Source organism: Clostridioides sp. ZZV14-6009, assembly GCF_020658095.1.
Taxonomy (GTDB): Bacteria; Bacillota; Clostridia; order Peptostreptococcales; family Peptostreptococcaceae; genus Clostridioides.
Window position 1 is genome coordinate 86,735 of the sequence record NZ_JAGWDG010000009.1, and the last position, 12,237, is coordinate 98,971.

General features: G+C 31.7%; 13 protein-coding genes. All 13 read left to right on the top strand.

All coding sequences use genetic code 11. From position 1 onward, the window contains the following. The first annotated feature begins 53 nt into the window (after nt 1-53). The 13 genes from KGF36_RS12665 (at nt 54) to KGF36_RS12725 (ending at nt 12,235) form a co-directional block, all read left to right on the top strand. Nucleotides 54-1,262: an ethanolamine utilization protein EutH gene (locus KGF36_RS12665; protein WP_227828734.1), complete on the top strand. Its 1,209-nt coding sequence runs from the start codon at nt 54-56 to the stop codon at nt 1,260-1,262. Nucleotides 1,263-1,314: 52 nt separating this feature from the next. Beyond that, entirely contained in the window at nt 1,315-2,274 is a 960-nt protein-coding gene (gene speB / locus KGF36_RS12670) for an agmatinase (protein WP_227828733.1), read from the top strand. A gap of 158 nt (nt 2,275-2,432) precedes the next feature. Then, entirely contained in the window at nt 2,433-3,563 is a 1,131-nt protein-coding gene (locus KGF36_RS12675) for a 1-propanol dehydrogenase PduQ (RefSeq protein ID WP_227854785.1), read from the top strand. A 27-nt stretch (nt 3,564-3,590) separates the two neighbouring features. Further along, nucleotides 3,591-3,941, top strand: coding sequence for an ethanolamine utilization microcompartment protein EutS (gene eutS, locus KGF36_RS12680; RefSeq protein WP_227828731.1), 351 nt, complete (start codon nt 3,591-3,593; stop codon nt 3,939-3,941). 1 nt (nt 3,942) lies between these two features. Continuing rightward, the gene (locus tag KGF36_RS12685; RefSeq protein ID WP_227828730.1) at nt 3,943-4,395 is read left to right on the top strand and encodes a EutP/PduV family microcompartment system protein; all 453 of its coding nucleotides are present in this window, start codon (nt 3,943-3,945) and stop codon (nt 4,393-4,395) included. A gap of 62 nt (nt 4,396-4,457) precedes the next feature. Continuing rightward, nucleotides 4,458-5,891, top strand: coding sequence for an ethanolamine ammonia-lyase reactivating factor EutA (eutA, locus tag KGF36_RS12690; RefSeq protein ID WP_227828729.1), 1,434 nt, complete (start codon nt 4,458-4,460; stop codon nt 5,889-5,891). Nucleotides 5,892-5,907: 16 nt separating this feature from the next. Beyond that, nucleotides 5,908-7,272, top strand: a complete 1,365-nt coding sequence (locus KGF36_RS12695) for an ethanolamine ammonia-lyase subunit EutB (RefSeq protein WP_227828728.1) — start codon at nt 5,908-5,910, stop codon at nt 7,270-7,272. Nucleotides 7,273-7,284: 12 nt separating this feature from the next. Continuing rightward, the gene (eutC, locus tag KGF36_RS12700; protein ID WP_227828727.1) at nt 7,285-8,178 is read left to right on the top strand and encodes an ethanolamine ammonia-lyase subunit EutC; all 894 of its coding nucleotides are present in this window, start codon (nt 7,285-7,287) and stop codon (nt 8,176-8,178) included. Nucleotides 8,179-8,199: 21 nt separating this feature from the next. Continuing rightward, nucleotides 8,200-8,853, top strand: a complete 654-nt coding sequence (gene eutL / locus KGF36_RS12705) for an ethanolamine utilization microcompartment protein EutL (RefSeq protein ID WP_227828726.1) — start codon at nt 8,200-8,202, stop codon at nt 8,851-8,853. 6 nt (nt 8,854-8,859) lie between these two features. After that, entirely contained in the window at nt 8,860-9,555 is a 696-nt protein-coding gene (locus KGF36_RS20360) for a BMC domain-containing protein (RefSeq protein ID WP_285892266.1), read from the top strand. Nucleotides 9,556-9,557: 2 nt separating this feature from the next. Further along, nucleotides 9,558-11,027 (top strand): acetaldehyde dehydrogenase (acetylating), encoded by a 1,470-nt coding sequence (locus tag KGF36_RS12715; protein ID WP_227828725.1) that lies wholly within the window; start codon nt 9,558-9,560, stop codon nt 11,025-11,027. 60 nt (nt 11,028-11,087) lie between these two features. Next, complete coding sequence (locus KGF36_RS12720) at nt 11,088-11,375, top strand: BMC domain-containing protein (protein WP_227828724.1); 288 nt, start codon at nt 11,088-11,090, stop codon at nt 11,373-11,375. 98 nt (nt 11,376-11,473) lie between these two features. Next, the gene (locus tag KGF36_RS12725) at nt 11,474-12,235 is read left to right on the top strand and encodes a cobalamin adenosyltransferase (RefSeq protein WP_227828723.1); all 762 of its coding nucleotides are present in this window, start codon (nt 11,474-11,476) and stop codon (nt 12,233-12,235) included. Nucleotides 12,236-12,237: the final 2 nt, after the last annotated feature.

Here is a 12,237-nt window from a genome sequence, read left to right on the forward strand (position 1 = left end):
AATTAAGTAATAAAGAGCTGATTAATGTTTTTAGTACATAGGGGGTATACTGTATGGAATTATTAGGAGACTCAGTACTGTATATCATCATGGCTTGTTGTGTAGCTGGAGGATTAGCAAAGATTTTCAAAGAAGAATCAGAGCTAGCCAAATCTTTTGATGAAGGCTTACATACTATGGCAACGATGTTTATACCAATAGTAGGTCTTATGGTATCTGTTCCGTATCTAAAAGTCGGGGTAGAGAAAATATTTGGAAAGTTGTTTAGTATGTTTGGCGCAGACCCAGTGGTAGCAGCAGCTATGATTATGCCACCAGATTGCGGTTCATATGCTTTAGCTATAGAGATTGGGAAAACGAGTGAAATATTAGTGATAGTATTAGCAGTTGGATTTATGTGTGCATCTACAGTGGCATTTAATATTCCAATAGGACTTTCAATTTTAGATAAAAAAGATTACAAGTACTTAGCTTTAGGAGCTATGTCTGGATTTTTATCAGTACCTTTTGGAGTATTCACGTCATATATGGTTGCATTACTTACAAATCCTACGATACGTACGACACTTTCTACAGTAGGAAGTTCTAACTATACATTAAATTTAAGTATGCTAATGATTTTCCAAAATCTAATTCCTATTGTTGTGGTGTGTGTGTTGCTTGCATTAGGGTTAAAGTTGTTCCCTAATGGAATGATAAAAGGATTCATGTATTTTGGAAAAGGTCTTACAAGCATATTAATAATAGTCGTAGTATCATCTATTGTTGAACACTATACAGGTATTTTCACTAAAGTATTTGGGAGTTGGGGATTTGACCCAATGTTTGCAGATGAGAAAGAAATGTTTAGGTCTATTGAGCTTCTAGGGAGTATTGCAATGATGCTTTGTGGAGCATTTCCAATGGTTTACCTTATACGTAAGTATTTTAAAAAGCCACTGGAAAAACTTGGTTCAATAGCTGGACTAGATAGCGCAGGTAGTGCTGGATTAGTTGCATGTATGGCAAATGGTATCGCAATTTTTGGACTAGTTAAAGATATGAAACCGACAAGTAAAGTAATATCTATGTCATTTTTAGTTTGTGCAGGATATTCTTTAGGAGATTTTATAGCTTTCAATGTCAATTTTCAACCAAACTTGGTTATTGCAATACTTGTTGGTCAAATCGTAGGTGGAGTAATAGGTATAATATTTGCAAAGTTAATTGCAGTTCCATACGTTCTTAAGATGGAAAAAGAAGATGGTGTATCTGAAGCTTAAAATAAATTTGATAAAAAAATAACAAAAATAATAAAAATTGGGGAGAGTAGTTATGATTAAATATAAAACAATAAATTCTTTAAAATCACCTAGATTTGCAGGAATTAAAACATTCATGAGATTACAAAATGTAGTTACAACAGACGATGTAGATTTTGCTGTTCTTGGTATACCATTTGACTCATGTGCTACATTTAGAGTTGGTGCTAGATTTGGTCCATCATCAATAAGAGAAATGTCAGTTCTAGGTTGTAAACCATATAATCCAGTTCTTGATGTTGGTATATTTGACTATTGTTCTGGGGTAGACTATGGTGATTTAGGCTCTGTGCCAGGATATGTAGAAGATACATTTGATGTAATTACAGAGGGTATGTTACCTATCTTTGAAAATGGTGTAATTCCAATAGCTATGGGAGGAGACCATAGTGTAACATTACCAGAATTAAGAGCTTGTCATAAGGTTCATGGACCAGTTGCTTTAATACACTTTGACTCTCATTATGACACAATAGCAGAATATTTTGGAAAGCCTTATAGTCATGGAACACCTTTCTACCATGCTGCTAAAGAAAACCTTGTTGATACATCTAAATCAATTCAAGTTGGAATAAGAGAAGGTTATTATGGTGAAGAAGATAAGTACCATTCAACTGATTTAGGATATGAAGTTTTAAAAGCTGTTGAATGTCATAAGATGACTACAGAAGAAATAATAGAAAGAATTAAACAACGTGTTGGTGATTCAAAAGCATTCCTTACATTTGATATAGATTTTGTTGACCCAGCATATGCACCAGGGACAGGAACTCCTGTTATAGGTGGATTCTCATCTGCCCAAACATTAGAAATAATAAGAGGATTAAAGGATTTAAATATAGTAGGCTATGACCTTGTTGAAGTTGCGCCACAATATGATGCTGGAAATGTTACTTCACTTACAGCTGCGGGTATAATGTATGAATTTATATCTCATATAGCTTATAAGAAAAAGCATAACATAAAGTATTAATATACAAGATTCTTGACTTTACTAAAATCCAATATTTACTAAAATAATGTCATAACGAAATATTGAAAGCTTAATAAAAGCTCCATAGGTTGTTCTGTGGGGCTTTTGCTTAACAATTGTTTAATTTTAAATAAGTTTTTATAAAAGAGGAGATTAGATTGAATAATTTTGAAATAAAAACCAAAGTAAAATTTGGAGTAGGTTCTTTAGAATACTTACAAGAGATAAAAGATAAAAAAGTATTGGTTATAACAGACCCTTTTATGGTTAAATCAAAAACTATAGATAAAATCTTGGTGAATTTAAAACACAGTACATATGAAGTATTTAGTGATATAGTACCAGACCCACCTATAGATACAGTAGTACAAGGCATCGAAGTATTAAAAAATATAAAGCCAGATACAGTAATAGCTTTAGGTGGAGGTTCTGCAATAGATGCAGCTAAAGCTATAAAGGACTTTTCAAAGCAAATTTTAAGAACTAATGAAATCGAATTTATTGCTATACCAACAACAAGTGGAACTGGCTCAGAAGTAACATCATTTTCTGTAATAACAGATAAGCAAAAAGGTGCAAAGTATCCTCTAGTGTCAGATGAATTAATTCCAGATATAGCGATACTAGACCCAGAGTTGGTTAAAACAGTACCAGATTTTATAACAGCAGATACTGGAATGGATGTTTTGACACATGCATTAGAAGCATATGTATCAGTAAATGCTAATGATTTTTCTGATGCACTTGCTGAAAAGGCAATAAAACTAGTATTTGAATATTTATTGAAAGCATATAAGGATGGAAATGATTTAGAGGCTAGAGAAAAAATGCATAATGCATCTTGTCTAGCAGGAATGGCATTTAATCAAGCATCATTAGGAATAAATCACTCCATAGCGCATGTTCTAGGTGGAAAATTTCATATACCACATGGAAGAGCAAATGCAATATTATTGCCACATGTAATAGAATACAATGCTAATATCACAGGATATTCGAATACAGACTACTCATTATCAGCAAAAAAATATGCACAAATATCAAAGTTAATAGGTCTTAGTACTTCAAATACAAGAAGTGGTGTGAAGAGTTTAGTTAATGAAATAAAAAAGCTACAAAAAGAATTAAACATGCCAATTAAATTGAGAGAATGCAATGTAAGTTTGGAAGAATTAAGTAATTTACAGAGTGAAATAGCAGTTTTGGCTATTCAAGATGGATGCACTAATGCAAATCCTAAAGTTCCCATAGAAGAAGACATAATAGAAATACTAAATAAAATCAAGTAAAAATGTAATAAAAATTAGGGGGCAAAATTGAGCGAAGAAACTAAACAAAGAATTATACAAGAATATGTTCCAGGAAAGCAAGTAACACTTGCTCATATAATAGCTAATCCAAATGAGGATATATACAAAAAGTTAGGATTAATACTAGATAGAAAAGATGCAATCGGTATTCTTACAATAACGCCGAGTGAAGCTTCAATAATAGCAGCAGATGTGGCAACAAAATCATCAGATATATCGCTTGGATTTATAGATAGATTTAGTGGGTCTTTAGTAATATCTGGAGATGTAAGTTCTGTAGAATCTGCATTAAATGAAGTATTAGAAGTGTTAGGTGAGATGTTGAATTTTTCATCAACTAAGATAACGAGGACATAAAATGAAAAATATAATTTTTATGGGAAAAACAAGTAGTGGAAAGACTACTCTTTGCCAAAAACTAGATGAACTAGAGATTCGATATAAGAAAACACAGTCAATAGAAATTTATAAAAATGCAATAGATACCCCAGGTGAATATATGGAAAATAGAGCATTGTATAACGCTTTAATAACTACAGCTGTAGATGCTAAAGTAGTGGCTATAGTTTATGATGCAACTCAAGAAGAAAATTATATGGCACCAGGCTTTGCAAGTATATTTTGTAAAGAAACTATAGGCATTATGACTAAGATAAATAAATTAGATAAAAATCAAATAGATTTAGGAATAGAAAGATTAACTTTAGCAGGAGTCAATAAAATATTTAAAGTAGACACAATAGATGATGTAGGTATAGATGAGTTATTTGAATATTTAAATGAGATAAGGTCATTGGAAGAAAAATATTGATAGTCTATAGAACAATCTAACTTCTTTGTTTAAGAAATGCTTTTAAATTATGAGGTGAGAAAATGAGAGAAGAGTTATTAAGTGTTGGGATAGATATTGGGACAAGTACTACTCAACTAATATTTTCTAAATTGATAGTTGAAAACACTGCATCTAGTTTTTCAGTACCTAGGATAAGTATAATAGACAAAGAAATTGTATATAAAAGTGAAATATACTTTACACCTCTTATCTCCAACAATGAGATAAATGGAAATGAAATAAAAAACATAGTTGATAGTGAATATAAAAAAGCAAATATATCTAAAGAAGACATACATACAGGTGCAGTTATTATAACTGGTGAAACAGCTAGAAAAGAAAATGCAAATTATGTACTTCATAATTTAAGTGGATTTGCAGGAGACTTTGTGGTGGCAACAGCAGGACCAGATTTAGAAAGTATCATATCTGGTAAAGGAGCAGGGGCTCATATTTATTCTAAAAATCATTCAACTAGTGTTGTAAATCTAGATATAGGTGGCGGAACTAGTAATTTAGCTTTATTTAAAAGAGGTGAAGTCTTAGATACTGGTTGTCTAGATATAGGTGGGAGACTTATAAAAATAGACAAGCATAGCAAAAAAATAACTTATATATCACCTAAGATAGAAAAAATCATAAAAGATTATAATTTAGGTCTTCAAATAGGAACTATAGCAACTATAGAAAACACAAAGCCAATAATAGATATAATGGTTGATTTAATACTACAAAGTATAGGAATAAAAAAGAAAACAAGTCTATTTGAGTTTATAGTAACCAATAAATCTATAAATTTAAGTGAAAAGATAGAGAACATATCTTTTTCTGGTGGGGTCGCTGATTACATCTACTATGATAAAAACATAGATGAATATTTTAAATATGGAGACTTAGGTATTTTATTAGGGCAAGCAATAAAAAATTGTGAGGAACTAAAAAAAATAAATGTAATAACTCCATTAGAGACTATTAGAGCTACAGTAGTAGGTGCTGGTTCTCATACGACTGAAGTAAGTGGAAGTACTATAACTTATACAAGTGAGGATTTTCCACTTAAAAATCTACCTGTTTTAAAACTATCAAGAGAAGAAGAAACTAGCAATGAAAAGGCATTAAGTGAAAGTATAAAAAATAAGTTAAATTGGTTTAAGTTAGAAAATGACTTACAAAAAATTGTTATAGCTATAGAAGGAAGCAAAAATCCAAGCTTTTTAGAAATACAAGAGTATGCACGTGGATTAGTAAGTGGTATGAAAGAAATTATAGAAAATGACTTGCCATTTGTAGTAATTATAGAAAATGACATGGCAAAAGTACTAGGACAATCTATTTGTGCAGTTTTAGATTACAAAAAAGATATTATTTGTATAGATAGTATTAAGGTTGAAAATGGAGACTACATAGATATTGGAAAGCCAATAGCTGAAGGTAAAGTGTTACCTGTAGTAATAAAGACATTAGTTTTTAATTAAAAAAGGGGGTAAGGAGATGATTTTAAAGACAAAATTATTTGGGCGCACTTATCAGTTCAAAGGACTATATGATGTAATGGCAAAAGCAAATGAAGAAAAGTCTGGTGATAAGCTAGCTGGTCTTGCAGCTCAAAGTGCCGAAGAGAGAGTTGCAGCGAAAGTAGTTTTATCTCATATAAAATTAGAGGATATAAGAAACAATCCCGCAGTTCCTTATGATGAAGATGAGGTCACAAGAATAATTCAAGATGGTGTAAATGAAAAAGTTTATAGTGAAATAAAGGACTGGACTGTTTCAGAACTTAGAGAGTGGCTATTAGATAGTGAAACAAGTAGTTTAGATATAAAAAGAATATCAAGAGGATTAACTTCAGAAATGACAGCAGCAGTTGCAAAGCTAATGTCAAATATGGACTTAGTTTATGCAGCCAAAAAAATTAAAGTTACAGCTCATTGTAATACAACAATAGGCGAAGAAGGTACTCTATCAGCTAGACTTCAACCAAATCATCCAACAGATGACCCAGATGGGATACTTGCATCACTTCTAGAAGGATTAACTTTTGGAATAGGTGATGCCGTACTTGGATTAAACCCAGTTGATGATTCAGTTGAAAGTGTAACTAAAGTACTAAAGAGATTTGAGGAAGTAAAACAAAAATATAAAATACCTACTCAAACTTGTGTGTTAGCTCATGTTACGACACAAATGGAAGCTATAAGAAATGGAGCTCCCACAGATTTAATATTCCAATCGATAGCTGGTTCTGAGAAAGGAAACGAAGCTTTTGGATTCAATTCAGCAACTATTGAAGAAGCAAGAAATTTAGCTTTAAAGCATGGGACAGCTACTGGTCCAAATGTAATGTATTTTGAAACAGGGCAAGGTTCGGAGCTTTCTTCAGAAGCACATCATGGAATAGACCAAGTTACTATGGAAGCTAGATGTTATGGATTTGCTAAAAAGTTTGAGCCGTTTTTAGTAAACACAGTAGTTGGATTTATAGGACCAGAATATCTATATGATGCAAAGGAAGTAATGAGGGCAGGACTAGAAGACCACTTTATGGGTAAATTACATGGATTACCAATGGGTGTTGATGTTTGCTATACAAACCATATGAAAGCAGACCAAAACGATATGGAAAATTTAGCCATATTATTAACTACAGCTGGATGTACATATTTTATGGGAATACCTCATGGAGATGATGTAATGCTTAACTACCAAACTACAGGATACCACGAGACAGCATCACTTAGAGAAATGTTTGGACTTACAGGAATAAAAGAGTTTGATGCTTGGATGGAACAAATGGGCTTCTCTAAAGATGGTAAATTAACAGAAAAAGCTGGAGATGCATCAATATTATTAGGGTAGGAGGTCTTAAGTATGAATGAAAAAGATTTAAAAGCATTAGTAGAGCAGTTAGTAAATCAAATGGCTGGTCAAATCGATTCTAGTGTTATAAATGAAGTTGTTGAAAATACAGTAGACAAAGTAAATAAAAGTACAGTAGATGATGATGCTTGCATAGAAGATATAACGGAAATAGATTTAAAAAAGCAATTATTAGTAAAAAATCCTAAGGATGCAGAAGCCTATTTAGATATGAAATCTAAAACTCCTGCAAGAATAGGTATAGGTAGATGTGGAGCTAGATATAAAACAGAAACAGTTTTAAGATTTAGAGCAGACCATGCTGCTGCACAAGATGCCGTTTTCTCTTACGTAGATGAAGATTTTGTGGAAAATAGCAACTTAATAAAAATAGAAACTTTATGTAAGGATAAAGATGAATTTTTAACTAGACCAGACCTTGGAAGAAAATTTTCAAGTGAAACTATAGATTTTATAAAAACGCAAATAGGTACAAATCAAAAGGTATTAATAATGGCAGGTGATGGACTAAGTTCAGCTGCTATAGAAGCCAACTCAAATGATTGTATTATGGCTATAAAGCAAGGTTTAAAGATGTATGGAATTGAAGTAGGAGATATTGTATTTGTTAAACATTGTAGAGTTGGGGCTATGGACCATTTAGGTGAAGAGTTAGGTTGTGAAGTGGTATGTGTGTTAATTGGAGAAAGACCAGGTCTTGTTACAGCAGAATCTATGTCAGCATATCTTACATACAAGCCTAAAGTTGGTATAGCAGAAGCTAAGAGAACAGTGGTATCAAACATCCATAAAGGTGGAACTACTGCTGTTGAAGCAGGTGCACATATAGCTGAACTTATAAAAACAATTTTAGATAAGAAAGCTTCTGGAATTGATTTAAAATAATAACTTAAAGGAGTACAAGTTATGAAAAATGATATAATTCGTCCTAAAATATTGGGAATTAAAATGATTTCAAACGTAAGTCCAGAAATTGCACAAAAGCTAGAATTAAATTCAGACCATAAAAGTTTAGGGTTTATAACTGCTGATTGTGATGATGTGACATATACTGCCCTTGATGAAGCAACAAAAGCTTCAGAAGTTGATGTTGTATATGCAAAGTCAATGTATGCAGGAGCTACAAATGCTTCAACAAAACTTGCTGGGGAAGTATTAGGTATAATAGCAGGACCAAGCCCAGCTGAAGTAAGAAGTGGATTAAATGCAGTAGTTGATTTTCTAGAATATGGATCAACTTTTATAAGTGCAAATGATGATGATTCAATAGTATATTATGCTCACTGTGTATCTAGAACAGGAACATATCTTTCTAAAGTGGCAGGAATCAATGAAGGAGAAGCCATAGCTTATTTAGTAGCACCACCTTTAGAAGCTATGTATGCACTAGATGCAGCATTAAAAGCAGCAGATGTAAGTCTATGTGAATTATTTGCACCTCCAACTGAAACAAACTTTGGTGGAGCATTGCTTACAGGGTCTCAATCAGCTTGTAAAGCAGCTTGTGATGCTTTTGCTGAAGCTGTTAAATCTGTAGCTGATGACCCAACAAGGTTTTAAAGATAAATGAATGCTGTAGGTTTAATAGAAGTAATAGGATATGTTGCTGCAATAGAGGCATGTGATGCATGTGTAAAGTCTGCTAGTGTAAATATACTTAGCATTGACAAAGTAGGAGCGGGAATAGTTACATTAACAATAGTTGGAGATGTAGGAGCAGTTAAATCAGCTATAGAAGCTGGAGAAGTGGCCGCAAATAAAGTTGGAGTATTAAGAGCAACTCATGTAATACCAAGGATACATAAAGAAGTAGCTGATAATTTATTGAAAAAAGAAGAAAGAGCTACTCAAAAATATAATAAAGTTAGCGAAATACCAATCAAAGAAAATATGAAGATAGAAGAAAATAAAGATACAAATACAGAAACTTTAGAAAAAGATGTGAAAATTGAAGAAAATACAAATATAGAAACTTTAAGAGAAGATATAAAAGTTGAAGAAAATGCAAATACAAATATAGAAACATTAGAAGAAGATATAAAAGTTGAAGAAAACGAAAATGGAAATATAGAAACTTTAGAAGAAGTAAAACCAGTAAGAGATGGGGTTACTAATAATAGAAACTTACTAAACATGAATGTAAAAGAACTAAAAAATTTAGCTAGAGAATACAATTCTTCTTTGACTAATAAAGAATTAAACTCTTTGAAAAAAGAAGACCTAGTAGATTTAGTTGATAAATTGATTAGAGAGGATAAATAGATATGGAAATTTTAGATAAAGATTTATTATCTATACAAGAAGTTAGAAATCTTGTAAAAAAGGCTAAAGAAGCTCAAGTTAAACTTTCTAGAATGAGCCAAGAACAAATAGATAAAATAGTTAAGTCAATAGCAGATGCAGCATATGAAAATGCCGCTAAATTAGCTAAAATGGCCAACGAAGAAACTGGATTTGGAAAATATGAAGATAAAATAGTTAAAAATACATTTGCATCTAAAATGTTATATGAAGCCATAAAAGATATGAAGACTATTGGGATAATAGGTGAAAATAAAGAAGAAAAAACAGTTGATATAGCTACACCAGTAGGAGTAGTAGCAGGGCTTATACCATCAACAAATCCAACATCAACAGTAATCTACAAAGCTATGATTTCTATAAAATCAGGAAATTCAATAATTTTCTCACCACATCCAAATGCAAAAAAATGTATACTTGAGACTATAAAAATAATAAGTGAGGCAGCTATAAAAGCAGGGTGTCCAGAGGATATTATATTAGGTATAACTAATCCTAGCCTTAAAGGTACTAATGAATTAATGAAGCATAAAGATACTAAACTTATTTTAGCAACTGGTGGAGAAGCTATGGTTAGAGCTGCTTATTCATCAGGAACACCTGCCATAGGTGTAGGACCAGGAAATGGACCAGCATTTATAGATAAGAGTGCAGATATTAAGTTAGCAGTTAAAAGAATATTAGATTCTAAAACTTTTGATAACGGTGTAATATGTGCATCTGAACAATCTATAATAGTAGAAAAATCTATGGAAGAGATAGTTGTTAATGAACTGAAAAATCAAGGAGCTTATTTCTTAAATGAAGAGGAAAGTGAAAAGCTGTCTAAATTTATATTAAGAGCAAATGGAACAATGAATCCTCAAATAGTTGGAAAGAGTGTAGAAACACTTGCTAAATTAGCTAATTTAAGTAATGTGCCAAGTTATGCTAAAGTGCTTATAGCAAGAGAATCTAGAGTAGGAAATGATGTAGCTTACTCTAGAGAAAAACTGACTCCAATACTTGCATTTTATGTAGAGGAAAATATTGAATCTATTATGCAAAAATCTAGAGAGATACTTTTAAACGAAGGTGCTGGTCACACATTCTCAATGCATGCTAATGATGAGGAACTTGTAAAGAAATTTGCACTTAATATGCCAGTATCAAGAATAATAGTAAATGCACCATCTGCACTTGGAGGAATAGGAGGAGCAACAAACTTATCACCTGCCTTAACACTAGGGTGTGGAGCTATAGGTGGAAGTTCAACTTCAAATAATGTAGGACCATTAGATTTATTAAATATAAAGAAAATAGCTTATGGAGTTAAAGAAATAGAAGAACTTAGAGGCACAAATTCTAAAGTAGAAAAATCAATATTTGACTCTATGGATAGAGAAGAGCTAATAAATGTATTAGTAAAAAAGATAGCTTTAGAGCTATGTTAGATTTTAAAAAACTAAAATAATTTTAAAAAATATTAATATAAAATTTTGGAGGTAAGAATTATGGCAAACGCAAACGCATTAGGGATGATAGAAACTAAAGGATTAGTAGGAGCAATAGAAGCAGCAGACGCAATGGTTAAGGCTGCCAATGTTCAATTAGTTGGAAAAGAGCAAGTAGGTGGAGGTTTAGTTACAGTAATGGTGAGAGGTGATGTTGGAGCTGTTAAAGCTGCTACAGATGCAGGTGCTTCTGCTGCTGAGAGAGTTGGAGATTTAATATCTGTTCATGTTATACCAAGACCACACTTTGAAGTAGATGCTATATTACCAAAAGTAAATGTTGACTAATAGGTTATATAGTAAATAAAATTTAAATTTGATAAAAAGGGGATGTCAATATATTTTGAGGAGTCCCCTTTTATACATCTAATAGGAGATGTGATAAAATGAGTGTTTTAACAGAAAATCAAATAAGAAAAGAAATGCGCGAAAACAAAGGGAATATAACTGAATATTACATTGAAAAAGGTCAGATTATAACTCCTTTAGCAAAGTCTTATTTAGCTGAAAAAAAAATTGAAATAAAATATATTGATAATATTTCAAATACAAACAATGAAAATAAGGAAGTCATAAAAGAAACTGTAAAAGAAGAATCTTATAAATACAAAACTGTATTTGGAGCTAAGTTAAATGAAAAGCCAGAACATATGACTCATTTAAATGGAAATATATTAGTATTTAAAGACCATAAGAGGATAATTTTAAGAGGCAAAATAGACTCATTAGAATCAAAAATACTAGAGGTTCAAGTTTTATGTAACAAAAAAGGTCTGGGAAAATTAGTAAATGAGTTACAAGAAATATTAGAGTTTGTAAGGAAGATAATGAGATGTGAAGTGTTAGAAGAAAAATTAGATAGCTTTAAGCTTTTAGGTCTATCTGAAAAAGAGTTGAGAGAACAATCTCATAATCCTAAAAAATATTTTGGTATAGGTCATGAATTTCCAACTTATAAAATGGGTGAAGAAGTAGTACTTATAAATAGTATAAGAACTAGTACTAGGGAAGCTGAACTCTGTGCATATGAAGCGTTTAAAGGTGAATATGGAGAAGTTGAGAGAGAAGATTTAATAAAAGCTCTTAATAGATTGTCATCAGTGTTCTGGATTATGATTTATAAAATAAGAACTGGACAATACCAGTAGTT

Bases quoted from the DNA above. Each gene is read 5' to 3' on its own strand.
- KGF36_RS12720 (WP_227828724.1), top strand. From the start codon at position 11,088: ATGGCAAACGCAAACGCATTAGGGATGATAGAAACTAAAGGATTAGTA.
- KGF36_RS12685 (WP_227828730.1), top strand. From the start codon at position 3,943: ATGAAAAATATAATTTTTATGGGAAAAACAAGTAGTGGAAAGACTACT.
- KGF36_RS12715 (WP_227828725.1), top strand. From the start codon at position 9,558: ATGGAAATTTTAGATAAAGATTTATTATCTATACAAGAAGTTAGAAAT.
- eutC (WP_227828727.1), top strand. From the start codon at position 7,285: ATGAATGAAAAAGATTTAAAAGCATTAGTAGAGCAGTTAGTAAATCAA.
- KGF36_RS20360 (WP_285892266.1), top strand. From the start codon at position 8,860: ATGAATGCTGTAGGTTTAATAGAAGTAATAGGATATGTTGCTGCAATA.
- KGF36_RS12695 (WP_227828728.1), top strand. From the start codon at position 5,908: ATGATTTTAAAGACAAAATTATTTGGGCGCACTTATCAGTTCAAAGGA.
- KGF36_RS12665 (WP_227828734.1), top strand. From the start codon at position 54: ATGGAATTATTAGGAGACTCAGTACTGTATATCATCATGGCTTGTTGT.
- eutA (WP_227828729.1), top strand. From the start codon at position 4,458: ATGAGAGAAGAGTTATTAAGTGTTGGGATAGATATTGGGACAAGTACT.
- speB (WP_227828733.1), top strand. From the start codon at position 1,315: ATGATTAAATATAAAACAATAAATTCTTTAAAATCACCTAGATTTGCA.
- eutL (WP_227828726.1), top strand. From the start codon at position 8,200: ATGAAAAATGATATAATTCGTCCTAAAATATTGGGAATTAAAATGATT.
- KGF36_RS12725 (WP_227828723.1), top strand. From the start codon at position 11,474: ATGAGTGTTTTAACAGAAAATCAAATAAGAAAAGAAATGCGCGAAAAC.